The organism is Dongia deserti (genome assembly GCF_003574735.1).
Classification (GTDB): Bacteria; Pseudomonadota; Alphaproteobacteria; order Dongiales; family Dongiaceae; genus Dongia_A; species Dongia_A deserti.
Window position 1 is genome coordinate 108,729 of record NZ_QORW01000013.1, and the last position, 24,284, is coordinate 133,012.

The 24,284-nt window shown below is 63.0% G+C and carries 24 protein-coding genes and 1 riboswitch; of the genes, 5 read left to right on the forward strand and 19 right to left on the reverse strand.

Going from position 1 to position 24,284, the window contains the following annotated elements; translation table 11 throughout:
* Positions 1-15: 15 nt before the first annotated feature.
* The 12 genes from glyA to DTX69_RS20400 all read right to left on the reverse strand — a co-directional run bounded on the left by glyA (position 16) and on the right by DTX69_RS20400 (position 12,032).
* On the reverse strand, positions 16-1,311 hold the full coding sequence (gene glyA / locus DTX69_RS20345; RefSeq protein ID WP_119303381.1) for a serine hydroxymethyltransferase: 1,296 nt from the start codon (positions 1,309-1,311) through the stop codon (positions 16-18).
* Between the two features lie 33 nt (positions 1,312-1,344).
* Positions 1,345-1,788 (reverse strand): ribose 5-phosphate isomerase B, encoded by a 444-nt coding sequence (rpiB, locus tag DTX69_RS20350; protein ID WP_119303382.1) that lies wholly within the window; start codon positions 1,786-1,788, stop codon positions 1,345-1,347.
* A 144-nt stretch (positions 1,789-1,932) separates the two neighbouring features.
* Positions 1,933-3,129 (reverse strand): branched-chain amino acid ABC transporter substrate-binding protein, encoded by a 1,197-nt coding sequence (locus tag DTX69_RS20355; RefSeq protein ID WP_322090907.1) that lies wholly within the window; start codon positions 3,127-3,129, stop codon positions 1,933-1,935.
* A gap of 99 nt (positions 3,130-3,228) precedes the next feature.
* Positions 3,229-4,998 (reverse strand): YbaL family putative K(+) efflux transporter, encoded by a 1,770-nt coding sequence (ybaL, locus tag DTX69_RS20360; protein WP_119303384.1) that lies wholly within the window; start codon positions 4,996-4,998, stop codon positions 3,229-3,231.
* Positions 4,999-5,040: 42 nt separating this feature from the next.
* Entirely contained in the window at positions 5,041-5,577 is a 537-nt protein-coding gene (locus DTX69_RS20365) for a universal stress protein (RefSeq protein WP_119303385.1), read from the reverse strand.
* Positions 5,578-5,841: 264 nt separating this feature from the next.
* On the reverse strand, positions 5,842-6,975 hold the full coding sequence (locus DTX69_RS20370; RefSeq protein ID WP_119303386.1) for a branched-chain amino acid ABC transporter substrate-binding protein: 1,134 nt from the start codon (positions 6,973-6,975) through the stop codon (positions 5,842-5,844).
* A 153-nt stretch (positions 6,976-7,128) separates the two neighbouring features.
* Positions 7,129-7,470 carry a DUF6867 family protein gene (locus tag DTX69_RS20375; RefSeq protein WP_119303387.1) on the reverse strand — a complete coding sequence of 114 codons (342 nt, stop codon included), beginning with the start codon at positions 7,468-7,470 and terminating at the stop codon, positions 7,129-7,131.
* Between the two features lie 33 nt (positions 7,471-7,503).
* Complete coding sequence (locus tag DTX69_RS20380; RefSeq protein WP_284735957.1) at positions 7,504-8,217, reverse strand: ABC transporter ATP-binding protein; 714 nt, start codon at positions 8,215-8,217, stop codon at positions 7,504-7,506.
* A gap of 5 nt (positions 8,218-8,222) precedes the next feature.
* The gene (locus DTX69_RS20385) at positions 8,223-9,059 is read right to left on the reverse strand and encodes an ABC transporter ATP-binding protein (protein WP_284735950.1); all 837 of its coding nucleotides are present in this window, start codon (positions 9,057-9,059) and stop codon (positions 8,223-8,225) included.
* A complete protein-coding gene (livM, locus tag DTX69_RS20390; RefSeq protein WP_119303389.1) occupies positions 9,056-10,630 on the reverse strand; it encodes a high-affinity branched-chain amino acid ABC transporter permease LivM in 1,575 nt (524 codons plus the stop codon). The genes DTX69_RS20385 and livM overlap by 4 nt, the downstream gene beginning before the upstream one ends.
* Before the next feature lie 3 nt (positions 10,631-10,633).
* The gene (locus tag DTX69_RS20395) at positions 10,634-11,551 is read right to left on the reverse strand and encodes an ABC transporter permease subunit (protein ID WP_119303390.1); all 918 of its coding nucleotides are present in this window, start codon (positions 11,549-11,551) and stop codon (positions 10,634-10,636) included.
* Between the two features lie 286 nt (positions 11,552-11,837).
* A complete protein-coding gene (locus DTX69_RS20400; RefSeq protein WP_119303391.1) occupies positions 11,838-12,032 on the reverse strand; it encodes a DUF6898 family protein in 195 nt (64 codons plus the stop codon).
* 91 nt (positions 12,033-12,123) lie between these two features.
* On the opposite strand from DTX69_RS20400, the gene DTX69_RS20405 reads away from it, so the two are divergent.
* On the forward strand, positions 12,124-13,314 hold the full coding sequence (locus DTX69_RS20405; protein ID WP_119303436.1) for an acyl-CoA dehydrogenase: 1,191 nt from the start codon (positions 12,124-12,126) through the stop codon (positions 13,312-13,314).
* A gap of 286 nt (positions 13,315-13,600) precedes the next feature.
* On the opposite strand, the gene DTX69_RS20410 is transcribed toward DTX69_RS20405, so the two are convergent.
* The 4 genes from DTX69_RS20410 to DTX69_RS20425 form a co-directional block, all read right to left on the reverse strand.
* Positions 13,601-14,053: a MarR family winged helix-turn-helix transcriptional regulator gene (locus DTX69_RS20410; protein ID WP_119303392.1), complete on the reverse strand. Its 453-nt coding sequence runs from the start codon at positions 14,051-14,053 to the stop codon at positions 13,601-13,603.
* A gap of 147 nt (positions 14,054-14,200) precedes the next feature.
* A complete protein-coding gene (mmsB, locus tag DTX69_RS20415; RefSeq protein ID WP_119303393.1) occupies positions 14,201-15,088 on the reverse strand; it encodes a 3-hydroxyisobutyrate dehydrogenase in 888 nt (295 codons plus the stop codon).
* 29 nt (positions 15,089-15,117) lie between these two features.
* Complete coding sequence (locus tag DTX69_RS20420) at positions 15,118-16,137, reverse strand: enoyl-CoA hydratase/isomerase family protein (RefSeq protein WP_162917393.1); 1,020 nt, start codon at positions 16,135-16,137, stop codon at positions 15,118-15,120.
* A 178-nt stretch (positions 16,138-16,315) separates the two neighbouring features.
* Positions 16,316-17,125, reverse strand: coding sequence for a class I SAM-dependent methyltransferase (locus DTX69_RS20425; protein WP_119303395.1), 810 nt, complete (start codon positions 17,123-17,125; stop codon positions 16,316-16,318).
* Positions 17,126-17,261: 136 nt separating this feature from the next.
* Here DTX69_RS20425 and DTX69_RS20430 point away from each other — a divergent pair, with 136 nt between their 5' ends.
* The 3 genes from DTX69_RS20430 to hemB all read left to right on the forward strand — a co-directional run bounded on the left by DTX69_RS20430 (position 17,262) and on the right by hemB (position 19,990).
* Complete coding sequence (locus tag DTX69_RS20430; protein WP_162917394.1) at positions 17,262-18,122, forward strand: winged helix-turn-helix transcriptional regulator; 861 nt, start codon at positions 17,262-17,264, stop codon at positions 18,120-18,122.
* A 50-nt stretch (positions 18,123-18,172) separates the two neighbouring features.
* Positions 18,173-18,248, forward strand: a riboswitch (SAM riboswitch).
* Positions 18,249-18,404: 156 nt separating this feature from the next.
* Positions 18,405-18,869 carry an OsmC family protein gene (locus tag DTX69_RS20435; RefSeq protein ID WP_119303397.1) on the forward strand — a complete coding sequence of 155 codons (465 nt, stop codon included), beginning with the start codon at positions 18,405-18,407 and terminating at the stop codon, positions 18,867-18,869.
* Between the two features lie 74 nt (positions 18,870-18,943).
* The gene (gene hemB / locus DTX69_RS20440) at positions 18,944-19,990 is read left to right on the forward strand and encodes a porphobilinogen synthase (protein ID WP_284735951.1); all 1,047 of its coding nucleotides are present in this window, start codon (positions 18,944-18,946) and stop codon (positions 19,988-19,990) included.
* Here hemB and DTX69_RS20445 read toward each other — a convergent pair.
* The 3 genes from DTX69_RS20445 to DTX69_RS20455 are packed head-to-tail and all read right to left on the reverse strand — an operon-like array spanning position 19,987 to position 22,997.
* On the reverse strand, positions 19,987-20,925 hold the full coding sequence (locus DTX69_RS20445; protein WP_119303398.1) for a YheT family hydrolase: 939 nt from the start codon (positions 20,923-20,925) through the stop codon (positions 19,987-19,989). The genes hemB and DTX69_RS20445 overlap by 4 nt on opposite strands.
* A complete protein-coding gene (locus DTX69_RS20450) occupies positions 20,922-21,791 on the reverse strand; it encodes an alpha/beta fold hydrolase (RefSeq protein ID WP_284735952.1) in 870 nt (289 codons plus the stop codon). The genes DTX69_RS20445 and DTX69_RS20450 overlap by 4 nt, the downstream gene beginning before the upstream one ends.
* A 54-nt stretch (positions 21,792-21,845) precedes the next feature.
* On the reverse strand, positions 21,846-22,997 hold the full coding sequence (locus DTX69_RS20455) for a type III PLP-dependent enzyme (RefSeq protein WP_119303400.1): 1,152 nt from the start codon (positions 22,995-22,997) through the stop codon (positions 21,846-21,848).
* A gap of 127 nt (positions 22,998-23,124) precedes the next feature.
* On the opposite strand from DTX69_RS20455, the gene DTX69_RS20460 reads away from it, so the two are divergent.
* A complete protein-coding gene (locus DTX69_RS20460; RefSeq protein ID WP_119303401.1) occupies positions 23,125-24,279 on the forward strand; it encodes a CaiB/BaiF CoA transferase family protein in 1,155 nt (384 codons plus the stop codon).
* Positions 24,280-24,284: the final 5 nt, after the last annotated feature.

The following is a 24,284-nucleotide window of genomic DNA, read 5'->3' on the forward strand; positions in this document are numbered from 1 at the left end:
CCAAAAGCCTCGTCTTCAGCCCCCGTAGATCGGGAACCTCTTGCACAAGGCGCGCACTTCCTCGCGCACCTCGTGTTCAATCTTGCTGTTGTCGCCACGGTTCGCGGCCAAGCCGTCCAGCACGCGCACGATCATCTGCCCCACGTGCTTGAACTCCTTCGGCCCGAAGCCGCGGCTGGTCGCAGCGGGCGTGCCCAAGCGGATGCCGGAGGTGATCGCCGGCTTCTCCGGATCGAACGGAATGCCGTTCTTGTTGCAGGTGATGCCTGCCTGCTCGAGGCTGTGCTCGGAATCCTTGCCGGTCAGCTTCTTCGGCCGCAGGTCCACCAGCATCAGGTGGTTATCGGTGCCGCCGGTGGTGATCGCGAGGCCGCCCTGCACCAGCGCGTCCGCCAGCACCTTCGCATTCTCGACGACGGTCTGCGCGTAGACCTTGAATTCCGGGCGCAGCGCTTCGCCGAAGGACACGGCCTTGGCCGCGATCACATGCATCAGCGGCCCGCCTTGCAGCCCCGGGAAAACGGCGGAGTTGATCTTCTTGCCGATCCCCTCGTCGTTGCTGAGGATCATGCCGCCGCGCGGCCCGCGCAACGTCTTGTGCGTCGTCGTGGTGACGACGTGCGCATAGGGAAGCGGGCTCGGATGCACGCCGCCGGCGACGAGGCCGGCGAAGTGCGCCATGTCCACCATGAAATAGGCGCCGACGGAATCCGCGATCTCGCGGAAGCGCTTGAAGTCCCAGAAGCGCGGGTAGGCGGAGCCGCCCGCCAGGATCAGCTTCGGCTTATGCTCCTTGGCGAGCTCCGCGACCTGCTCCATGTCGAGCTGCTGGTCCTGCGTCCGCACCGTGTAGGGAATGGGCTTGAACCACTTGCCTGACTGGTTGACCGGCGAGCCATGTGTCAGGTGACCACCTGCTGCCAGATTAAGCCCGAGGAAGCTGTCGCCCGGCTGCAGCAGCGCGAAGAACACCGCCTGGTTGGCTTGCGCGCCGGAATGCGGCTGCACGTTGGCGAAGGCGCACTCGAACAGCTTCTTCGCGCGGTCGATCGCGATCGCCTCCGCGACGTCGACGAATTCGCAGCCACCGTAGTAGCGCCGGCCGGGATACCCCTCGGCATATTTGTTGGTGAGGACCGAGCCCTGCGCCTCGAGCACCGCGCGCGAGACGATGTTCTCCGACGCGATCAGCTCGATCTGATCCTGCTGTCGATAGAGCTCCTTGCCGATCGCGCTGAACACGTCGGGGTCGCGCTCAGCCAGGCCAGCCGTGAAGAAACCGGGCATCGGGGTATAGGTCGCATTCGTCATGTCGCTAGGTCCTTTGTCGCAGGCGAGCCGGGCTCATCGGCCCAGCTTGGCGACGCGATTTTCGTGACGGCCCCCCTCGAAATCTGTCGTCAAAAACACCCTGAGGCAATCCTTTGCGACATCGGCGCCGGTGATGCGGGCGCCCATGCACAGCACGTTCGCGTCGTTGTGCTGACGGGTCAGGCGAGCGGTCGTCGCGTCGTGGACCACGGCGGCACGCAGATGGCGGTGGCGGTTTGCCGCCATGGAGATGCCGATGCCGGTTCCGCAGACCAGCACGCCCTTGCTGGCCCTCCCCTCCTTGATGGCGGCGGCCAGGCGATCGGCGAAATCCGGGTAATCGACCGAGCCGACGGAATCGGTCCCAAGGTCCAGGGCCTCAAAACCGAGGGCCTCGAGTTGCTGCTTCAGTTCGACCTTCAGCTGAAAGCCGGCATGGTCGCTGGCGATGACGACGGCTTGCTTGGTTTCGGGCATGACTAGATTCCGGCAAATGGTCTCCGGTTACGCGAGCGCGATACAATATCTCCGGTCCCCCGCCCCGCCAACCACAATCTATCGTCAAATCAAAAGGCCCGGGCATCGCCGCCCGGGCCCTACAAAACGGCGGTAAATGACCAGTCAGGGTTCTTCAAAAAACTCACCGCCGGACCAGACATACCAAGCATAGCGGGGATTCTTCAGGTCGCCCTTGGCATCCCAGTCCAGGTCACCGAGGACAGTGGGAATTGTATTGGCATGCAGCGCCGCCGCGATGTCCGAACCGATTGTGGACTTGGCAATCTCGGCACCTGCGGCCCAAGCCTGCACAGCGGCATAGGCATTTAGGGCATAGCCCTCGGGCTCAGAGCCGTGGGCCCGGAAGTTCGCGACCACGGTCCTGGCGCCTGGGAGATCCGCCAGCGATGCCGCATCCGTGAAGCGCACGCCCTTGCCAGACGAACCGGCAATCCGCCAGAACTCCGACGTATTGAGTGCATCGACCGACGCGAACTCTCCATTGAAGCCCTGCTCACGTGCTTGCCGCACGATCAGGGCAACGTCGTTGTGATAGCCGCCGATGTAGACGGCGTCGATATTCGAGTTCTTCAACTTGGCAATCAGCGCAGAGAAATCCGCTTGCTTCTGAGCATAGGTGTCTCGCAGCGCCGCTTTCAGGCCGGCCGCCTCCATCGCCCTTAGCGCTTCGTCGGCGACTTCCCGGCCGTAGGCAGATCGATCGTGAAGGATGGCGACGTTCTTCCCAGCGTATTTGGTCGCCAGCCATGCCCCTGCAAATGTGCCTTGCCGGTCGTCGCGGCCCGTGGTGCGGAACAGCGTCTGAACGCCATCTGCCGCGGCCATCTCCGTGAGTTTCGGATTGGTCGAGGCCGGCGTGATCTGGACAATGCCTTCCTCGGCATAGATCTCCGACGCCGGGATGGACGAACCCGAGCAGAAGTGGCCGGCGACGAACACCACGCCCTTGTTGACGAGGTTATTGGCGACACGCACGGCACGAGGCGGATCGCACTGATCGTCGCCAATGACCAAGCGCACCTGCTTCCCGAGCACGCCGCCTTGCGCATTCAGATCAGCGACCGCCTGTTGCGCGCCACGCCTCAGCTGCTCGCCGAAAGGCTTCAGGGCGCCGCTCATCGGTCCCGCAACGCCAATCACGATTTCGTCGGCTGGCGCTTGCGGTTGTTTGGATGTGGACGAGCCATTCGTGCATGCGGACAGCAGTGCGGCGCCCAGAACGCACGCACTTCGGAATACCCCAAGCCTCATATGAAATCCCTCTCCTATTAAGCGACAATCACAACGCGCACTGACCATATTAGAAGACGCTCTAAAATGGTAGCCACATGCAAAAACAAGGGCCCGAAAAAGGGCCCGCAGAAGCCGCCCAGCCTCGCACCTGCACGCTTGGGCAGACTATCGCACCTCCATTGGTGAGCCGGTTGCTTCATGGGCGCTTTGATCTGACGTGGATCTGTGGCTCGCAGAGCCTCCTCTCAGTATGTGATCCGAAATGCCACGCGCGATTTCGCGCTCGCCCATGATGATGCGGTTCGCGCCCAGCTTCCTGAGATAATCCACTTCGGCATCGGAATGAGCACGCGCGATGATATCCAGATCTGGATTGGCCGCGCGAGCACGTTCGATCAGATTCCCGCTCTCGAACGGGTTAGGAATTGCGCTGATAAGGATCCGCGCCGCTGAAACATTGGCGGCCGCAAGCATCTCCTCCTGCGCAGCGTTTCCCTGGATCACTTCGATGCCTCGTTCACGCAGTTCGTCGATGATCGCCTGGCGCTCTTCAATCACCAGATAGGGCAAATTCATCTGGCTCAAGGTTTGCGCCACCAAAGTCCCGACCCGTCCGTGTCCGACCAGTACGGCGTGATCGGTTAGGGTAGCAGTTGGTAGCTCCGGCGCTTCCTCCTGGCTTGCCATCTGCTCGCCGCCAGCTTGATCACCTCTCGCGAGCCGGGGAGAAAGCCGGCGCATTGCGGCAAACAGGAGAGGATTCAGCAAAATGGACAACATCGCGCCGGCGAGGATGAGGTCCCGTCCGGCCTCAGGCAACAACCCGAGGTTTATGCCGAGTCCTGCAACGATGAACGAGAATTCGCCGATCTGTGACAAGCTCACCGCAAGCAACAAGGCCTTCGGGGGCTCGTGACCATAGATTCGCGCGATAGCAAACACGACCGCCGCGTTGCCTCCGACAATGATCATCAAGGTAATTGCAACAAGGATCGGCTGGCTGATCAGAACCATCGGGTCGAACAGCATTCCGACTGACACAAAGAACAGAACGGCAAACGCATCCCGCAGCGGCAGCGTCTCTTGAGCAGCGCTTTGGCTCAGCTGGGATTCCGACAAGATCATGCCTGCGAAGAACGCGCCCAGGGCGAACGAGACGCCGAAGAGTTCGGCGGCTCCAAAGGCAACCCCAAGCGCCATGGCGAGAACTGCGAGCCGAAACAGCTCACGAGATCCCGTATGGGCAACATAATGCAGGACCCATGGAATGACACGCCTGCCGACAAGGATCATCAAGGCAACGAATGCGGCAAGCTTGAACGCCGTAAGGCCAAGCGCTTCAGTAAGCGTCTGGGGCTCTAGGAAGGCGAACGCGCCAGCGGAAACGGCAGCAGACTGATCTATGTTTCCTTCAACCAGGCTTGAAATGGTGGGCAGCAGAACGAGCGCGAGGATCATCGCAATGTCCTGGACGATGAGCCAACCGACAGCAATGCGCCCCGTGTCGGATTGCAGCTGGTGCTTGTCCTGCAGCGTCCTCAAGACAACGACAGTGCTCGCGACCGAAAGCGCCAGGCCGAAGATCAATCCGGCCTCGATTGACCAATCGACGAGTTGTGAGAACGCCAGCCCGAGCGCGGTTACGACGGCGATTTGGACAAGCGCACCGGGAATCGCGATTCTTCTGACCGAAAGGAGTTCTTCGAGAGAGAAATGCAGCCCTATGCCGAACATCAGCAGGATCACGCCAACCTCTGCCAGCTGGCGTGCCAAACCCTGGTCTGCCACAAAGCCGGGCGTGAAGGGTCCGATGATGACGCCGGCCACAAGATAGCCCACAAGAGGCGACAGACGCAGGCGGTTCGCCAAGGTGCCCAGAATGAAGGCGAGTCCCAAGCCGGCAACCAGCATTGCGATGAGCGGGGTATGCGTCATGTCTCCATCTGCTCTCGAAGCATGCTGCCAAAGCGTCAGCGACTATGACAGATCTTTGCAAAAGAGAAACTGCCGTCGAGGCCGTTCATCCCTTGGATGCAGGTTGACAGCCCGCAACAGTTGCACTTCCTCGTCCTGTTGTGGACGAATTGGAGCCGCATCCTCGCGCAAGCGGCGAACCATCAGCACTGGGCAATTCGCTCTTGCGATGAGTTCTCTCGCGACCGAGCCGCGTAGTGCTCTTATCATCGATGATCTGTCGCTGACTCCTGCCACGATAAGATCGACATTGTGTGCGTCGGCGTAGCTGATGATACTCTCCGCTACGTCTATGGCATTCCAAGTCTCGCTCTTGACCTTGAGCACCCCAGCCCATTTTGCATGGCAGACTGCTTCATCTAGAACGCGATTTATGTGCTCCTGCGGCCATCGAGTGATGACCGCCCGACCTGGCACGATGGGGTTGACCATGCAGATGCTCAGCTCAGCACCCGATTGAACTGCCAGGTCGAACGCTGCTCGAGTGCCTTTGATTGAGGGCTCTTGCCCGTCGATTCCACAAAGGATCCGGAAAGCCATGGCGTCCCTTCACTGGCGCGGTCGCCGTGGCAGGAGGCAGTGCCGGCGTCAGCGCCTGCCAGAATCTGGTGCCTCGTCTCGACAGTTTAGCACCCGTTCGTGCTGGTATGCTGCGAGATTCATCCAGCGACCGCACCTCAATGGTTTCTTCACCGCATCAGGCTGGATGAGGATTTGCGCCTCCAAGCCATCGTTCATGCTCGGCACACAAGAAAAAGGCCCGGGCGTCGCCGCCCGGGCCCCAAGAACTGAGCTCTGAAAAGCTTAGTTGATCGGCTCTTGGACCGCCTTGCCGTCGTGCCAGACGTACCAGGCGTAGTTGACCTTGGTCAGGTCGCCCTTCTCATCCCACTTCAACTCGCCGATCACGGTCGGGATCGTGTTGCCGTGGAGAGCCTCGGCCACCTTCTCGCTGTCGGTCGACTTGGCGATGTTGGCCGCCTTCGCCCACGCCTCGATCGCGGCGTAGGAGTTGAGGGTGTAGCCTTCCGGCTCGTAGTTCTGAGCGCGGAACTTCTCGACCACCGCCTTCGCGCTGTCGAGATTGACCGCGGAAGCCGCATCGCTGTAGCGCACGCCTTCGCCAGCCGGACCGGAGATGGACCAGAACTCGGCCGTGTTCAGAGCGTCAGCCGAGATGAAGTCGGCGTTGAAGCCCTGCTCACGCGCCTGGCGCACCATCAATCCGACGTCGTCGTGATAACCACCGATGTAGACGACATCGACGGCAGCGCTCTTGAGCTTGCTGAGCAGCGCGGAGAAGTCCTTCTCCTTCGCGGTATAGGTGTCGCGGACGGCCGTCTTCAGGCCAGCCGCTTCCATGTTCTTCTGTGTTTCGTTCGCCAAACCCTGGCCGTAGGCCGTCTTGTCATCGAGAATGGCGACCTTCTTGCCGGCATAGGTCTTCGCAAGCCACGGACCGGCAAACGAGCCCTGCGCGTCATCGCGACCGCAGGTACGGAAGATCGTCTGGACGCCCTTAGCCGCCGGATCGTCCGTGAACTTCGGGTTGGTGGAGGCTGGAGTGATCTGAAGGATGCCCTCCTCCATGTAGACCTCTGATGCCGGGATCGATGAGCCGGAGCAGAAGTGGCCGGCCACGAAGACCGCACCCTTTTGCACCAGTTCGTTCGCCACCTGCACGGCCTGCTTCGGGTCGCACTGGTCGTCGCCGATCTCCAGCTTCAGCATTTCGCCGTTGACGCCGCCGGCAGCATTGATGTCGGCAACCACCATCTCCGCGCCGCGACGCAGCTGTTCGCCAAAGGCGGCCAGGCCACCCGTCATCGGGCCAGCGACCGCGATCGTGATGTCGGCGCTGGCAACCGTCGGCATGGCAAAAGAGCCGGCGGCGACCGCCGCGACGAGCGCAGTCGTCGAAAGCAACTTCTTGAACATGTCTCCCTCTCTAACGTTGTTTGTCACCCGGTTGGTGCTCCCAACATTCGGGCTTGGCGCAATCTTCCTCCGCCTGCGCTGCCCGGTCAATCCGCTATTGCGCGCAAATTAGCGTGAAATAGGCGGACGTCCCCTCGGCCCGTTGGTATAGGCCTAAGCCGATGCCTTCTCCCGCCAGCTCAACAGACCGGCACGTTCGTAGATCCATGGGTACTGCGCGACGACCTTGCGCGCCAAGGTGACCCGATGCGCGAACAGCGCGATGGCCATGAGCACGACGACATTCGTGAGGTAATGCACCCAGTTGCCCCAGCTGCTGCTGAACAGGGCACAATCGATGAAGTGATTGCCGGCCCCCAGCAGGAAGCTGTAGGGGACGTTCTGCCAAGCCGGGCGCCACGTGTCGGCGATCGCCTGCCCCATCATGAAAGCGCAACCACCGAACAGGATGACCGTGATGCCGAGGAACTCCCACCAATTGATTTCAGCGACCATGCCGGTCCTCCCTTAGCGTTCCTCCGTACCTCATCAATGATGCCCGCCCTCGAGATACGCAGCGCGCACCTCAGGATTGGCAAGCAATTCCGCGCCGCCGCCGCTGAGCGTGATCCTGCCATTCACCATCACGTAGCCGCGGTCCGCCAGCTTCAGTGCATGGTTCGCGTTCTGCTCGACCAGCAGCACCGTCACCTTCTGCTGTTCGTTGATTTCCCGGATCACCTGGAAGATCTGCTTGACGATCAGCGGCGCGAGGCCGAGCGACGGTTCATCCAAGAGCAACAGCCGCGGCCGGCTCATCAGCGCGCGGGCGATCGCCAGCATCTGCTGTTCGCCGCCGGAAAGCGTGCCGCCCCGCTGTGCCTGCCGTTCTTTGAGGCGCGGGAATATGGCGAACACCTTTTCGACGTCCTCGTCGAAATATTTGGGATCGCTGGTGATGGCGCCCATCTTCAGGTTCTCGATCACCGACATGCGCGGGAATATGCGACGCCCCTCCGGGGCTTGGGCAATGCCCTTGCGCATGATCTCGAAGGTGGGCTGACGCGTGATCTCCTGGCCCTCGAACACAACTGAGCCATCGCGCGCTTGCGGGGAACCGCAGATGGTCATGAGCAACGTCGACTTGCCGGCGCCGTTGGCGCCAATGATGGTGACGATCTCGCCCTCCGCGACCTCGACATCGACGCCCTTCAGTGCCTCGATATGGCCGTAGAAGGTGCGAACGCCCGAGATCCTCAGCATCGCGGTCATTCCTTCTCCTCCTCGCCCAGATAGGCGCGGATGACCGCCGGATCCCTCTGCACTTCGGCCGGCGTGCCATCGGAGATCTTCTTGCCGTAGTCGAGCACGATGATGTGATCGGAGATTCCCATCACCACGCTCATATCATGCTCGATCAGCAGCACGCCGATGCCGGTTTCGTCACGAATGGAGAGGAGGAGCTGGTTGAGCTCTGCCGACTCGCGCGGATTGAGGCCCGCCGCCGGCTCGTCCAGGCACAAAAGTACCGGATCGGTACACATGGCGCGCGCGATCTCCAGCCGCCGCTGCGCGCCGTAAGGTAGGTTGCCGGCCGAGAGATCGGCATGGTCGATGAGGCCGCAGCGCTCCAGCCAATGCACCGCCTTCTCCTGTGCTGCGCGCTCCGCTTTGCGGTAGACCGGCAAGCCGAGCATGCCGAACACTGTGTAGCCGGAGGCCAGCATCAGCTTGTTGTGCTGCGCCACCATCAGGTTCTCGAGCACCGACATGCCGGCGAACAGCCGGATGTTCTGGAACGTGCGCGCCACGCGTGCCTTCTGGCCGATCGCGTAGCCCTCCATCTGCTCCAGCAGATAGGCCACCTTGCCGTCTCGGAACAACTCGAGCCGTCCGATCGTCGGCTTGTAGAAGCCGGTGATGCAGTTGAACAAGGTGGTCTTGCCGGCCCCGTTCGGGCCGATGATGCCGGTGATCTCGCGTTGGCGCGCAACGAAGCTCACATCGTCGATCGCCAGCAGTCCGCCGAACCGCATGGTGAGGTGCGTGACCTTTAGCAGGCTGGTATCGTCCGGCTCAGCCATTGCCGCGGCGGTGAAGCTCATGCTGTCGCTCCCGCTTTTCGCGGCTTCGCCTTGCCGCCGCCGCGGCGCAGGAGAATAGTCGGCTCGCGGTGTGCAAGCAGGCCGCGCGGCCGCCACAGCATGATCAGCACCATGACCGCGCCGAAGGCGAGCATGCGATAGAGCGAAAGCTCGCGCATCACCTCCGGCAAGCCGATCAGCAATACGGCCGCGAGCGCCACCCCGACCTGGCTGCCCATGCCACCAAGAACGACGATGGCAAGGATCACGGCGGACTCGAGGAAGACGAAGCTTTCCGGGCTGATGAAGGCTTGGCGAACCGCGAAGAAGGAGCCTGCGAAGCCGGCCATCATGGCGCCGAGCGCAAACGCCGTCAGCTTGGTGTTGGTCGGATTGATGCCGAGCGCACGGCACGCCGTCTCATCCTCGCGCAGTGCTTCCCACGCCCGTCCGATCGGCAGCTTGCGCAATCGGATGGTGAAGAAATTGGTGATGAGCGCGAGCCCCAGAATGACGTAATAGAGGAACAGGATGCGGTGCATCGTGCTGTATTCAAGGCCGAAGAGGGTGTGAAAGGCCTGCGTGCCCTCCTCGGGCGTGCGGTCGAACGGCACGCCGAAGAACGTCATGCGCGGAATGCCCGTGATGCCGTTCGGGCCGCCGGTGAAGGCCTGCCAGTTGATCAGCGTGATGCGGATCATCTCGCCGAAGCCGAGGGTCACGATGGCGAGATAGTCACCCCGGAGCCGGAGCACCGGAAAGCCGAGCACGACGCCGAAGAATGCCGCGAACGCCCCCGCCAACGGCAGGCTCGCCCAGAAGTCCAGGCCGAACTCCGTCGCCAGCTTGGCGTAGGAGTAGGCTCCAACCGCGTAAAACGCCACGTAACCCAGATCGAGCAGCCCGGCCAAGCCAACCACGATGTTGAGGCCCCAGCCCAGCATCACGTAAGTCAGGATCAGGGTCATGGTCTCGACCAGCACGCGATCCGACCAGGGCGTGAAGGGAAGCACCAGAGCGGTCACCAGCAACGCCGGACCGAGCACCATTGAAATCTGCTTCGCCCGCAGCGCGGTGCGCGCCTCCTTTGCTTCGCGCTGCGCGAGAGTCAACTCCCCGTGGGCGGTATGCCGCATCGTCTGGATGCCGAGGATGACGATGTAGAGCGCGCCCAGCCCGAAGATCGCATCCACGATCGGATCGGCAAACGGGAGTGGGATGCCTGCGGCGCCCGCCGCTTCACCGAAATAATCATTGAACGGGATCACCAGCACATCGAACAGGATGGCGATGACGGCACCGCCGAACAGGTACAGGAAAGCGAACCCGCCGCCAATCAAGGCCGGCATGGGGCGGCCGTGGCGATTGAACACGATCAGGATGCGGCCAAGCGGCACCAGAATGATGCCCCAGACGATCGCAGCGAAGCGCGTGACGTAGGACAGCGGCTGCCCCTGCTGCGCCTGGGTCTCGAACCCGATCATCAGGAAGGAGAGCATGAACACCAGGAAGGCGGTGAGGAACGCCTCCTTGATCGCGATCTGCATGGTGCTTGGCACCGGCTTAGCGCCGGTCATAGTCAACGTCGCCATCGCCTACACCTTCTCGACTTCCGGCCGGCCCAGCAACCCGGTGGGCCGGAAGATCAGCACCAGCACAAGGATCCCGAACGCCGCCACGTCCTTGTATTCGGTCGAGAAATAGGCCGACCACATGGCTTCGATCAGGCCGATCAGGATGCCGCCCAGCATCGCGCCCGGCAGCGAACCGATGCCGCCCAGCACCGCGGCAGTGAAGGCCTTGATGCCGGCGACGAATCCCATCGCGAATTCGTTCACCCCCCAATAGAGCGTCACCATCATGCCGGCCACCGCCGCCAGCGCCGCGCCCATGACGAAGGTCAGCGAAATGGTCCGGTCGACATTCACGCCCAGGAGCGATGCCATCTTCATGTCCTGCTCGCAGGCGCGCTGTGCTCGACCGAGCGGCGTCTTCGCGATCAGGTAGGCAAAGATCGCCATCAGCGCGACCGTCAGCAGGATGATCACGATCTGCAGATAGCCGAGCTGCACCACGAAACCGGCGTCGCTCTCCATGATCTGGAAGCCGCCGCGGATCACGGGCGGGATCGGCTTGGGCCGCGGACCCTGCGCGAGCTGCACGTAGTTGGAGAGGACGATCGACATGCCGATGGCCGAGATCAGCGGCGCCAGGCGAGGTGACCCGCGCAATGGCCGGTAGGCTAATCGTTCGACGCTCCAGCCATAGGCGGCGGTGAAGATGACCGCCATGATCAGCATCAGAGCAAGCTGCAGCGGCACCCAGGTGAGTCCCAGCGCGCCGCAGATCAGGAACACGATCATCGCCTGGAAAGCGCCGATCATGTAGACATCGCCGTGGGCGAAGTTGATCATGCCGATGATGCCGTAGACCATCGTGTAGCCGATCGCGATCAACCCGTAGATCGAGCCGAGCGTCAGGCCGTTGATCAGTTGTTGGGTGAAATACTCCATCAGTCCCCCATCACCGCCGTGCGAAGCCCGTCCGCGCGCCGGGTGCATATCCCGTTCATGACGTCATGCGCCGACGCGCCGACCAATTTCGGCCACGTGACGAAGTTCCATGAACGCAAAATGGAAATGCCAAAGCCCCCTGTTGGCCTGTCCCGGATCTCGCGTCCAAGTACCAGCCGCAGCCGTCGATTCGTAATGCGGCGCGGACCGTAACCCAAGAGATTACCGGCCACAAGCCAAAAAATATATTGTATACAATCCAAAAGACTGGTTGTGCCAGCGCCGCTTATCCGCCTTTGCCGGCCCGTTTCGACAACACGTATTCCAGCTTCTTGACCGCCTGTCGCGTGAGGAATTCCTGCGAATATTGGGCCGCTCCGACGATCGAGACTTCCGTCATGGTTTTGGGATCGATCGCCGTCACCTTGATGCTGGCGCCGACCTTGGTGAACTCGATGATGTAGTTATCCGCCTCGGACATAGGGCTATGATATTCGGCCTCTGCCTCGTCCCCGGAGCACATGCTATACGCCGCGCCGCATCGATACCATATTCCGGTCAGGAGCACGTTCATGGACGCCAAGGCCAAACATAAAGCCGAGTTTCAGTGGGAAGACCCGCTCCTGCTCGAGGACCAGTTGACCGAGGAAGAGCGCATGGTGCGAGACACCGCGCGCGACTATGCGCAGGACAAGCTGATGCCGCGCGTGCTGGAAGCGAACCGGCACGAGATCTTCCACCGCGAGATCATGACCGAGTTGGGCGAACTCGGCCTGCTCGGCTCGACGATCGACGGCTATGGCTGCGCCGGGACCAACTACGTGTCCTATGGCCTGATCGCACGCGAAGTGGAGCGCGTCGATTCCGGGTATCGCTCTGCAATGTCTGTGCAATCGAGCCTGGTCATGCATCCGATCCACGCCTACGGCACGGAGGAGCAGCGCCAGAAATACCTGCCCCGCCTCGCGACCGGAGAGATCGTCGGCTGCTTCGGCCTGACGGAGCCCGACTACGGCTCCGATCCCGGCGGCATGAAGACCCGCGCAAAAAAGTCCTCCGGCGGCTACGTGCTGAACGGTGCCAAGATGTGGATCACAAACGCGCCGATCGCAGACATCGCGGTCGTGTGGGCGAAGACTGAGGACGACGTGATCCGCGGCTTCATCCTGGAGCGTGGCATGAAGGGCCTCTCCACACCCAAGATCGAAGGCAAGTTCTCGCTCCGCGCCTCCCTCACCGGCGAGATTGTGATGGATGACGTGTTCGTGCCGGAAGAGAATCTGCTGCCGAATGTGAGCGGTCTCAAAGGCCCGTTCGGTTGCCTCAACAATGCGCGCTACGGCATCTCCTGGGGCGCGCTCGGCGCGGCCGAATTCTGCTGGCACGCCGCGCGGCAATACACGCTCGACCGCAAGCAGTTCGGCCGCCCGCTTGCGGCCAACCAGCTGATCCAGAAGAAGCTCGCCGACATGCAAACCGAGATCACGCTGGGCCTGCACGCCTGCCTGCGCTTGGGCCGCCTCAAGGACGAAGGCCGCGCCACGCCCGAAGCGATCTCCATGCTCAAGCGCAATTCCTGCGGCAAGGCCCTGGACATCGCCCGCCAGGCCCGCGACATGCACGGCGGCAACGGAGTCGCCGACGAGTTCCACGTCATCCGCCACGTGATGAATCTGGAAGCGGTCAACACGTACGAAGGCACGCACGACATCCACGCGCTGATCCTCGGCCGGGCGCAGACGGGGATCCAGGCGTTTATGTGAGGAGCACAATATTGCTATCGTCATCCCGGACAGCCGCGAAGCGGCGTGAGCCGGGATCCACTCATCCGCCGCAGTGACCGTCGAAATGGATCCCGGCTCGCGCTGCGCTTGGCCGGGATGACTGGATGGAGCACGTGAGCGCGCCGCCCAAGCTGTGGTCAGGACCACCTTCGCAAAGTGACGCGCATCGTCGAGCGGCGCATCGCCTTGTTCTCGGTTGCGATGCTTTAGGAAGATGGAGAAGAGAGGACGGGTGCGGGCCCTTGATGGCCCGCACCTTGCGTGGTCAGCGGCCAGCGTAGCTCATCGAGGTGCCCCAGAAACGCTCCAGCCGCCGGAGGGTGCCATTCGCGGTCTCGAGGTCGCCCTGGGTCGCGACTTCCGTCATGCCGCGCACGTGCCGATCGTACATCTCGTGCATCTTCTGGCACACAGACTGCGCCTTGGTGGACAGCTTCACGTGCACGGCGCGACGGTCATGCGGCGAACGCTCCTGGACGAGATAGCCGTTCTCCACCATCTTCTTCACGTTGTAAGAGACGTTGGAGCCCAGGTAGTAGCCGCGATTGGTCAGTTCACCGACCGAGAGCACATCCTCGCCGATGTTGAACAGGATCATCGCCTGCACGTTGTTGAGGTCGCGGATGCCCTGCCGATCGAGATCTGCCTTGATGACTTCAAGGCACTCGCGGTGCAGGCGCTCGATCAGCGCGATGGTTTCCAAATAGGCTTTTTTCACGTGGGTTCCCCTTCGCAGGTCACCGGCAGATTTCTAGCGTCCCGAGTGAACGCCCACGTGCAAAGCTAGGCATTCGCTGTAAAAGAATGGTAAATGGCGAGTTATTGAAAAGATGAAAAATGCCCAGGAATTCAATCTCCTGGCAATTCAACGCTGCCGGATCGCCTGAATTATTGCGGAAAAATCGAGATCGCCGGACCCGTCCTGGACAAAGCGCTCATAGAGTTGCTTAGCCAGGCCGCCCAGTTCGATCGCCTTGTTGTGCTTCTCCGCCGCGTCCGTAGCGAGCCGCAGATCCTTCAGCATCATCTTGGCGGCGAAGCCCGGCTGGTAGTCGCGGTTCGAAGGCGCGGCGGGAACCGGCCCGGGCACCGGGCAATAGGACGTCAACGACCAGCATTGGCCGGACGAGGTCGAGGAGACGGCGAACAGCTTCTCCGGCGACAGGCCGAGCTGTTCGGCCAGCACGAACGCCTCGCACACGCCAATCATGCTGATGCCGAGGATGAGGTTGTTGCAGATCTTCGCGGCCTGACCGGAGCCGTTGGAGCCGGTATGGACCACGTTCTTGCCCATGGCCATCAGGATGGGGCGCGCCGCTTGGACTGCCCCATCCTCGCCACCCGTCATGAAGGTCAGCGTCCCCGCCTCCGCCCCGGCCACGCCGCCGGAAACCGGCGAATCGAGAAATGGCAAGCTGCGCTTCTTGGCGGCATCGCCAACCGCGCGAGCGCTGTCGACGTCGGTCGTGGAGCAGTCGATCAGCAGAGCCCCGGCTTTGGCGTGCGCCACCACGCCGTCATTGTCGAGATAGGCGACGCGCAGTTCGCGGCCTGACGGCAGCATGCTGATGACCACATCGCTGGCCGACGCCAGCTCCACCAGGCTCGCCGCCTGCTTTGCCCCTGCGTTCACCATCGCCTGGGCGTTTTCGACATCGGGGTCGAAGATCGTCACCGGATGGCCGGCCTTGAGCAGGTTCCGCGCCATGGGAGCGCCCATGTGACCGACGCCGATAAAGCCGATGCTGGGCATGAATATGCCTCCTTCCCGCAGGAGCCGGATCACCTAAGCTTCAGATCAAGATCCGGCTGACCGGACAGTCTCTCAAAGTACCGGTTAACAACCACTTCCGAAACCTCGGACGGCGTCGCCGGGTTCCACTTCGGCGCGTTGTCGCGTTCGATGAGGACAGCTCGCACGCCCTCGAAGAACTCGGTGCCCGCCATCATGTGCTGGCTGATGCGCCAGTTCTCCTTGAGCACGTCTGCTAGGCTTTTGCTCCGCATCCGCCGCACGTGTTCGAACGTCACCTTGAGGCTGGTGGGCGAGCCGCGGCGCAGCAGGTTCAGGGCGTCCTGGGAGCCTGGGTCGTTGCGGTTGGCCAGAGCCGTGAGGATGGCGTCGATCGAATTCAGCCCGAAGCAGATGTCGATCGCCGGCTGCAGCTTCGCGATATCGGCGGCACGGGTCGCGACATTCTGGACCGAGAGGGTCTCCGGCATCAGGCTGGGCAGCCGGTCCGCCGGGATCGTGTGGGTGACGAGGTTGCAGTAATAGAGCCCCGCCGTGCGCAGGCGTAGGCCGGTCAGGGCCAGGAACATGCCGATCTCGCCCGGGCAACGCTGCAGGAAATGCGCGGCGCCGATGTCCGGATAGAGGCCGATGGTGCACTCGGGCAGCGAGAAGACTACGCGCTCGCTTGCCACCCTGACCGGCGCGTTGAGCCCGATGCCGGCCCCACCGCCCATGGTGAGGCCGTCCATGACCGTGATCAGATCCTTGGGGTAGGTCGCGATCCGGTAGTCCAGCCGGTATTCGTGCCAGAAGAACTCCGACAACAGCTTGGCATTGCCGTTCTGCTTCGCGTCATAGAGCGCACGGATATCGCCGCCGGCGCAAAACGCCTTGTCGCCCGCGCCATAGATCATGACCGCGCGAATGGACTTGTCCGCCGCCCACTCGACCAGCTTGTCGTCGAGCGCGCGGATCATGTCGAGCGTCAGCGCATTCATCTGCTGTGGCCGGTTCAAGGTGGCCTTGCCGACGCCGTCGGCGACTTCAAACAGCACGTCGGTGAACAAGGGAATAGCCTCCGCACCAATTGACCGGCCGCTTCTTGCGGCACGACGAGGCTAGCGTCAAGCGCCGGTGGTGTCTCAGCTTTGAATTTCGGCTCAGACCGAAAGCTGCTAGCCGATCAACCAGACAAGACGTTGAACGCGGTCACTGATTGGTGCAGCTACCACACCGCTCCCCAACTCATGATGGCCTGACACCGCGAACGGCAAATGCACGCGCCGTGAGGGCAATGCTGCCGTCAGGCGCTGCTGGCAGCTCGGCACTTAGCTTTTCCCTGAGGGCCTCGCGCTTGGTCTCCGGGAGCGATACGCAGTAGCCCGGCGCCGGTCCCTGGCCGCCGAGGAATGGCGACCAGTAGTCGTCGAAATCGTGGAAAACGGTCGGCACATCAATTGCGCGGTCTCGGACGTCACGGAGGCCGGCCTCAGTGAACAATGCGCGCAGCGGCTCGGGCTTGCAAATCGGAAACCGGCGCCCCTCGTCCAGCTCCCGCGCGACCGGATCGATCGCTGCGGCGGCCTCCCAGAAGCGGCGCATGAGCTGCATTTCCCCGGCATAATCCCAGACATAGACCGCTACGATTCCACCAGGGTGGACTGCGCGGCGCATCTCGGCGAGTGCGCGGGCCGGCTCGCGGACAAAATTGAGGACAAGGCCGGCGACGGCGAGACCACACGTCCCGTCGTCGATGGGGAGAGCGCGGGCATCGCCAATCCGGAATGCAACCCGCGCGTCGCGGAGGCGGCTTCTGGCGAAATCGAGGTAGCCCTCCGACGGGTCTATGCCGACGACCTGTTCCGGAGCGGCACGATCGAGGATCGCTTCCACGAGCGCGCCTGTGCCGCAGCCGACATCGAGCCAGTGCGCGCCTTTCGCTGCGTCGAGCCAGTCCACGAATTCGGCTGCGACCTTCCTGCTCCAACGGCCGACATATGGTTCATAAGCATCGCCGGCGCTCCATTTGTCCTTGGGCTGGGTCACGTCTCGCATCTTCTCCTCCGTCGAATGGTGCCTTCCTCTTTCAGGCTCATGTCGAGGAGGATGCACCAGGAAGATGATCTCTCCAGTCCAGAAATTGAATCGGCCGGCGGCCGGAATTCCGCTATGATGGGATATGGAGGCCGGCATGGATCATGGTCAGCTCTGTCCCCTGGCCAAGGCCACGGAGGTTCTTGGCGAGCGCTGGACGTTTCTGGTGATCCGGGAGCTGCTCTCCGGCCCAGCCCGCTTCAACCAGATCCGTCGCGGCGTGCCGTTGATGTCCCCATCGCTCCTGTCGCAGCGGCTTCAGCGGCTGGACCGCGAGGGTCTGGTCAGGCGAGAGCCCTCTGACTCCGGTCACCTCTACCATCTAACCGAGGCCGGGCAGGAGCTCGCACCGATTGTGCAGCGATTGAGCCGGTGGGGTGAGCGGTGGGTGCTGGGCCACATTGACTCGCGTAAGCCGCAGGTCACCGCGCTCATGTGGGCAATCCGGCGGCGTGTCGACCCGTCAGTGTTCGGAAGGGCACGGGTCACCGTTCAGTTCGAGTTCACCGATCAGCCCCAAGCGAAGCGCAGCTGGTGGCTCGTCAACGAAGGCGCGAATGTCGACCTTTGTCCGAAGGACCCTGGTTTCGTGGTCGACGTTTACGCGATCACCGATGTGCAGACATTGGCGCAGATTTGGGTTGGCAAGCAGCAGCTTTCGGCCGCGATCAGTGCTGGCAGCCTGGAACTGACGGGACCCCTCAGCCTCCGCCAAGCATTTTGCTCGTGGCTGCTTCTCAGCCCGTTCGCGCAACGAGAAGCGGCGCAGCTGGAGCCTCAGTTGGAAGGCAACAGTCCTAGCGCGGTATCGAACCCCCGGACGCGCCGAAAGTCTGGCTTGCGTCGTCACCCGACTTCGCCGGCTCCACCCTCGCAGGCCGGCAATCTACCGCGACCAAGTCGTCCTCATTCTCGGAGCGAACAGCGTGGTTCCACCCGCGGCCGAAATTCAAGCTGAGACACGACTCCAGCGCGCACCCGCTTGACAGCACCGCCCTCGCCCTGCCACAAATGACCTGCGCCGATTTGAGCCTCAGCTTGCGGGCGCGTAAAAAATGCAGCTAAAGCGCGGGCTAGCCGCCCAGCTTGATCGCTGTGGCGGTTTTTCTGTTTTGGCGTCTTCGCAACGCGACGGCGTCCGCGGGATTTGAGGGGCAGCTTGCACCGCGTCACCAATGCTAAAGCGCTGAAGGCGAAAGCCCTCTGCCCCGACAACCGGGCGACAAGGAGGGCCCGTCTCATGACCGATACCACCGACACCCGCGTCGCAAATCAGCAGCAGCGTCTGACCGCCGATCCGGACCAAGGCAAGATCACATTGCTGGCTGGCAGCGGCGAAGCGCCCGCGGCCGACAATCCCGACCTGCTGCCCACCCTGCGCGTGCTGCAGGCGCTAGCGCAGTGTCACGAGCAGACCTATCGCCTCTATGCCGAGGCGCTGGGCATTCCGCTGCAAGGCGTTCAGGTGAAACTGCAGGCGGCTTTGGATCTGCGTGGGCTCTATGCCGCGGCCGACCGGATCCGCGCCGGATTCAGCAATCTTCAGGCGACCGTCGAGATTTCCTCGCCGGCGGACATCTATGAGATCGAGCGGCTCAGGATTACTGTCGAGCGCCACGCACCGGTGCTGGACATCGTCCGGAACCCGACGCCGGTACGGATCGAGCTGGTCCTGACGCATGCAAACAGCGCGATCGCGGCGTGACCTGGCGACCGACCAGACCTTTCGCTTTGGTGTAACGATTTGTTACAGTGCCGCTCATTGAATAAAGGTGCGTCATGGAACATCGTCGCCATAAGGCAGCCAGCAAGATCCAGCTTTCGGCGGAGAACCCGCACGGCCAGTTCCCGCGGGTGCGCATGCGGCGCAACCGCCAGACCGACTGGTCGCGCCGGTTGGTGCGGGAGGCCAATCTCACGATCCACGACCTGATCTGGCCGGTGTTCGTCAAGGAAGGTGGCGCGAAGCGCGAGGCCGTGCCGGCGATGCCCGGTGTCTCGCGGTTCACCATTCCTGCCTTGCTGGATGCGGCGGAACAGGCGGCGAAGCTCGGCGTCCCGGCCATCGCCCTGTTCCCGGTCATCCCGAAGGAGAAGAAGAGCGAGCAAGCGGAAGAGGCCTGGCGCGCGGACAATCTGTGCAACCGCGCGGTCCGCGCCTTGAAGAAGGCGGTGCCGGAGATCGGCGTAATGTGCGATGTGGCGCTCGACCCCTACACCTCGCATGGCCACGACGGCGTGATGCAGGGCGACCGCATCCTCAATGACGAGACCTTAGACGCGCTGTGCAGGCAGGCGCTGGCGCAGGCGGAAGCCGGCGCGGATATCGTCGCGCCCTCGGACATGATGGATGGCAGGATCGGTCGCATCCGTGATGCGTTGGATGCCGAGGGTCACCAGGGCACGCTCATCATGTCCTACGCCGCCAAATACGCCTCGGCTTTCTACGGGCCATTCCGCGAAGCGGTGGGCTCCAAGGCCGCGCTCGGCAAGGGCGACAAGCGCACCTATCAGATGGACCCCGGCAATGCCGACGAAGCGATCCGCGAATGCGCGCTCGACGTGGCCGAGGGCGCCGACATGCTGATGGTGAAACCGGGCATGCCGTATCTCGATGTCCTCCATCGCGTGAAGCAGACGTTCAAGATGCCGACCTACGCCTATCAGGTCAGCGGCGAATATTCGATGATCAAGGCCGCCGCGCAGAACGGCTGGCTCGACCATGACCGCGCCATGATGGAAAGCCTGCTCGGCTTCAAGCGGGCCGGTGCGGACGGCATCCTGACCTACTTCGCGATCGAGGCCGCGCAAAAGCTGCGCGGCTAGCCGGTTGCAGCGAGGAACCGCAGCGCCACCTCATCGTGCCACGGCCGCCTGAAGCCGAGCGCGTGAAAGCCGACATGGCCGCCTGACCACGGCATTAGCAGGCGGACGTGTCTGAACTGGCTCCACGCAATCTCGCGGAACGCCTTGGACGGAATCCACGGATCGTCGGCGGCATGGATGACGAGGGTCGGTGTGCGGATTCCGCCCAGATGCGGTCCCGACGAGCATTGCGCGTAATAGTCCAGCGCATCTCGAAAGCCGTGCATCGGCGCCACCACGCGATTGTCGAACTCCAGGATGGAGCAGACCTCCAACGGGCAGGGCCGCTCCTCGCGCATGCGCGCCAGCAGATATTGGTGATAGCGGCCGTTGCGGTACTCGGCGACACGCTGCTGCGTGGCATGCAGGTCGATTGGCGGTGAGACCGCGATCGCGGCGCGCAAGTGCGAGAGGCCGCCGCGTTCCGCCAGGTATTTGAGCAGGATATTGGCGCCCAGCGAGTAGCCGATCGCAGCCAGGCCATTGGCCGCCAGGGCGCCATCCATACTGCCGATGACGGCGAATAGGTCGTCGGTGCGGCCGGCGTGATAGAAGGATTGCGTCTTGCCTAACGTCGGCCCCGCACCACGCCAATTGAGGCGCAGCACAGGATAGCCTGCGCCCAGCAGCTCGCGCGCCGTTACCCGGACGTACGAGCTCTCTTCGCATCCAGTCAGCCCGTGCAGGAGCAGAACCAGCGGCTTCTGCTGCTCCTCCACCGGACGATGTAAGGTGCCGACCAGCTCGTCGCCTGTTCCGTCTTTCACGGCGAAGCGCAGGATCTCACCCGGCCACGGCGCCAGGATGTCGCCCGGCGGGCGCAGATAATTGCGGACGGTCTGAAGATCGCCGCCGAACCAGGGCGGCAGCGGCACGAAACGCGGAACCTTGATCATTGCTGTTCGGCGAGCCAGCTTTCGATCTGGGCGATCTGATCCTCTGCCATCAAGGCCGGCGCGTGACCAATACCGGCGAACTCGACGATCCGAGCACGCGGACCGCGCTGCGCCATCTCCTGCGCGGTTGCAGCCGGCAGCAGATCGGATTCGGCGCCCCGAAACACAAGCGTTGGGATCGCGATTCGTTCCCAGAACGCCCACAGGTCGACGTTGGCGACGCCTTTCTTCACGTTCTCCGCGATGGCCGGATCATACGCCGGCGCATATGTGCCGTCAGGCAGGCGTCGATGTCCATGGCGCACCAGATGCGCCCATTGCTCGTCCGTCAGCGGGCCGAACGGCGCGTGCACCTTACGCAGGTTGCGTTCAAGCGCCTCGAGCGATGAGAAGCGATTCTCGAGCCCGACATAGTCGGCAATGCGCTGGAGCGCGGCCTTGGGAATGACTGGCCCGACATCGTTCATGAAGAGCGAGGCCAGCGGCGTGTTCGGCACAGCCGCCAGGAACATGCCGATCAGCCCGCCCATCGACGTGCCGATCCAATGCACGCGCTCCACATCCAGGCGCGCGATCAGGGCGTTCATGTCCGCCTGGTACTGCGCATAGGTGTAATGCGCCGGGTCCTTCAGCCAGTCGCTGCCGCCGCGCCCCACAACATCGACCGCAATAACGCGATAGCGGGTGGCCAGCCGCTCCGCCAGACGATCGAAGTCATGCGCATTGCGCGTGAGGCCATGGACGCATAGCACCGTCGGCCGGCCGTCGTTCGCGCCCCACTCCTGATAGCGGACGCCGTGGAAGCCGACGGGGCTGAGGCCGAGGAAGTGGTGTTCGGTGAAAGATACCATCTCAACACGTGCCACTGTCCCCTCCCCCGACACTGGGGAGGGGGAATTCTTGCCTCGCCGCGTGTCCCATCACTTCACATGCCCGATCGGGTGGTCGTGCACCGTGATCCAGGTCTCCGGATAGAAGCCGTTGAAGCGTGTGGCGTTGGCGTTCGAGTAGGCGCCGAGGCAGTCGATCTCGATCCAGTCGCCTTCCTCGATATCGGCCGGCAGCGGTGTCTTGTAAGGCAGGATGTCGAGCGAATCGCAGGTCGGCCCGGAGAGCGCGAAGTCCATGTACTCGCGCGAATGCTCGCCCCTCAGGCGCCACATGCGCGCGGGCAGCTTGACCCCGCCCTGCACCGTCTCGCTCAGCGCGCCATAGATGCCATCATTGATGTAGAGCGTGTCATCCTTGCGAAGCTGCACCTGGGCCACGAGCGAGACGCCAGCCGCCACCAAAGCGCGTCCCGGCTCGCACATCAGGACGCAGTCGCGCCGCAGCTTGATGCGCTTCGCGCCCCCCTCGATGGCGTGCATGTATTCCTCGAGCGGCGGCATGTTGGTGCCGACATATTTCGCCGGGAACCCGCCGCCGACATCGAGGGCGTGTATCTCGACCTTCGCCTGCTCCACCACCTGGCCGGCGAGATCGATGGCGTTGCCGTAGGCCTCGGGGCTCAGGCATTGCGAGCCGACGTGGAAGGCGATCCCGACCTGGCAGCCGCGTGACTTCGCCTCCCGCAACATCGCCGTGGCCTGGTCGACGTCGGCGCCGAACTTGGCGGCGAGGTGATAGAAGGTGCCTTCGACTGGGGGAGTCACGATGCGCACGAAAATCGTCAGCCCCTCGCCGCCGCCTGTCTGGTCGAGGATCTTCTCCAACTCCTTCGGGTGGTCGACTACGTAGGTATCGATGTTGTAGACCCGCGATGCCGTCCCGATCACGGCCCTGCCCTTCACCGGATGCATGAAGTAGCAGGCCGCATCGGGCAGGCTCTCACGCACCAGCGCGATCTCCGGCAGCGAGGCGGTGTCGAAATGGCGGATGCCGGCATCGTAGAGAGCGCGCAGCACCAGCGGATGCGGATTGCACTTGACGGCATAGAGCACCCGGCCGGGGAACAGCTCCAGAAACCGGCGCGCCGCCTCCGCGATCACATGGGGACGCAGGCAGAAGACCGGATAGCTCGGCGTGAGCGCCCTGAGCATGGCCGGAACGTCGGCGAACTCTCTGGACATCTTGCTCCCTCTCCGGCCGCGTTCTTTGCGCGTTTTTAGCGGAACGGGCTTGCCTTGTCGATGCAAGCGGACTGGCTTCCGACCAGCGATTCCGATATGAACCGGCGAGGGAGGAATTCGTACACGCATGAACATGGCGGGACCGCTGTCCGGCATCGTCGTCGTCGATTTGACCCGGGTTCTCGCCGGCCCCTTCTGCACGCTCCTGCTCGCCGATCTCGGCGCCCGCGTCATAAAAGTGGAACAGCCGGGAAAAGGCGATGACTCGCGCGCCTATGGTCCCTTCATCAATGGCAAGTCCGGCTATTTTGTGGCACAGAACCGTGGCAAGGAATCGATCGCCCTCGATCTCAAGTCGGCCGAGGACGTGGCCATCCTGCATCGCCTGCTCCGCAAGGCCGACGTGCTGGTGGAGAATTTTCGTCCCGGCACCATGGACCGCCTTGGCCTCGGCTGGCGTGCTCTGAGGGAGCACTATCCGCGCCTCATCTATGCCGCCACTTCCGGGTTCGGCCAGACTGGCCCCTACGCGCAGCGCCCAGCCTATGACATCATAGCGCAGGCAATGGGGGGCATCATGAGCCTGACTGGACATGACGGCGGCCCACCGACGCGCGTCGGCTCTTCGATCGGCCATCTCGGCGCCGGGCTCTTCACTGCCCTGGGCATCGTGGCGGCGCTACATGACCGGACGCGCACCGGCAAAAGCATGCTGATCGACGTGGCGATGCTCGACAGCCAGATCGGTTTGCTGGAGAACGCCATCATCCGCTATTGCGCGAGCGGCCAGTCACCGAAGCCGGTCGGCGCACGCCATTCCTCCATCGCGCCCTTCGAGCCCTATCGCGCCAGGAACGGTCATATCGTCATCGCCTGTGGCAATGACGACCTGTTTCGGCGCCTGGCAGCCTGCCTGCAGCGCCCGGACCTTGCGATCGATCCGCGCTTCTCGGACAATGCGAGGCGCAGCGATCATGTCCTCGCCCTCAAGGAGACAATCGAAGAGATCTTGCGGCCGCATGATGTTGAACACTGGCTCTCCGTGCTGAGCGACGCCGGCATCCCCTGCGCGCCAATCAACGACGTTGCGCATGTCTGCGCCGACCCGCAGGTGGCCGCCCGCAACATGATCGTGCCGCTGGAGGACGAGAGCCTGGCCGGCATCAGGATCGCCGGCCTGCCGATCAAGATGTCGGCCTACCCCGATCGCGACCGGCGGAGCGCGGCGCCGGATCTGGATGCGGACCGTGCGCGCATTCTCGCGGATTTTCCGGACCGATGAGGCCA

Excerpts from the sequence above, each read along its gene's own strand:
- DTX69_RS20445 (WP_119303398.1), bottom strand. The coding sequence starts at position 20,925 with ATGATCAAGGTTCCGCGTTTCGTGCCGCTGCCGCCCTGGTTCGGCGGC.
- DTX69_RS20400 (WP_119303391.1), bottom strand. The coding sequence starts at position 12,032 with ATGTCCGAGGCGGATAACTACATCATCGAGTTCACCAAGGTCGGCGCC.
- DTX69_RS20425 (WP_119303395.1), bottom strand. The coding sequence starts at position 17,125 with ATGCGAGACGTGACCCAGCCCAAGGACAAATGGAGCGCCGGCGATGCT.
- DTX69_RS20455 (WP_119303400.1), bottom strand. The coding sequence starts at position 22,997 with ATGTCCAGAGAGTTCGCCGACGTTCCGGCCATGCTCAGGGCGCTCACG.
- DTX69_RS20460 (WP_119303401.1), top strand. The coding sequence starts at position 23,125 with ATGAACATGGCGGGACCGCTGTCCGGCATCGTCGTCGTCGATTTGACC.
- DTX69_RS20435 (WP_119303397.1), top strand. The coding sequence starts at position 18,405 with ATGACCGATACCACCGACACCCGCGTCGCAAATCAGCAGCAGCGTCTG.
- DTX69_RS20370 (WP_119303386.1), bottom strand. The coding sequence starts at position 6,975 with ATGTTCAAGAAGTTGCTTTCGACGACTGCGCTCGTCGCGGCGGTCGCC.
- DTX69_RS20380 (WP_284735957.1), bottom strand. The coding sequence starts at position 8,217 with ATGCTGAGGATCTCGGGCGTTCGCACCTTCTACGGCCATATCGAGGCA.
- DTX69_RS20385 (WP_284735950.1), bottom strand. The coding sequence starts at position 9,059 with ATGAGCTTCACCGCCGCGGCAATGGCTGAGCCGGACGATACCAGCCTG.
- DTX69_RS20405 (WP_119303436.1), top strand. The coding sequence starts at position 12,124 with ATGGACGCCAAGGCCAAACATAAAGCCGAGTTTCAGTGGGAAGACCCG.
- rpiB (WP_119303382.1), bottom strand. The coding sequence starts at position 1,788 with ATGCCCGAAACCAAGCAAGCCGTCGTCATCGCCAGCGACCATGCCGGC.
- DTX69_RS20355 (WP_322090907.1), bottom strand. The coding sequence starts at position 3,129 with ATGGTCAGTGCGCGTTGTGATTGTCGCTTAATAGGAGAGGGATTTCAT.
- hemB (WP_284735951.1), top strand. The coding sequence starts at position 18,944 with ATGGAACATCGTCGCCATAAGGCAGCCAGCAAGATCCAGCTTTCGGCG.
- DTX69_RS20395 (WP_119303390.1), bottom strand. The coding sequence starts at position 11,551 with ATGGAGTATTTCACCCAACAACTGATCAACGGCCTGACGCTCGGCTCG.
- livM (WP_119303389.1), bottom strand. The coding sequence starts at position 10,630 with ATGGCGACGTTGACTATGACCGGCGCTAAGCCGGTGCCAAGCACCATG.
- ybaL (WP_119303384.1), bottom strand. The coding sequence starts at position 4,998 with ATGACGCATACCCCGCTCATCGCAATGCTGGTTGCCGGCTTGGGACTC.
- DTX69_RS20365 (WP_119303385.1), bottom strand. The coding sequence starts at position 5,577 with ATGGCTTTCCGGATCCTTTGTGGAATCGACGGGCAAGAGCCCTCAATC.
- DTX69_RS20375 (WP_119303387.1), bottom strand. The coding sequence starts at position 7,470 with ATGGTCGCTGAAATCAATTGGTGGGAGTTCCTCGGCATCACGGTCATC.
- glyA (WP_119303381.1), bottom strand. The coding sequence starts at position 1,311 with ATGACGAATGCGACCTATACCCCGATGCCCGGTTTCTTCACGGCTGGC.
- mmsB (WP_119303393.1), bottom strand. The coding sequence starts at position 15,088 with ATGCCCAGCATCGGCTTTATCGGCGTCGGTCACATGGGCGCTCCCATG.
- DTX69_RS20430 (WP_162917394.1), top strand. The coding sequence starts at position 17,262 with ATGGATCATGGTCAGCTCTGTCCCCTGGCCAAGGCCACGGAGGTTCTT.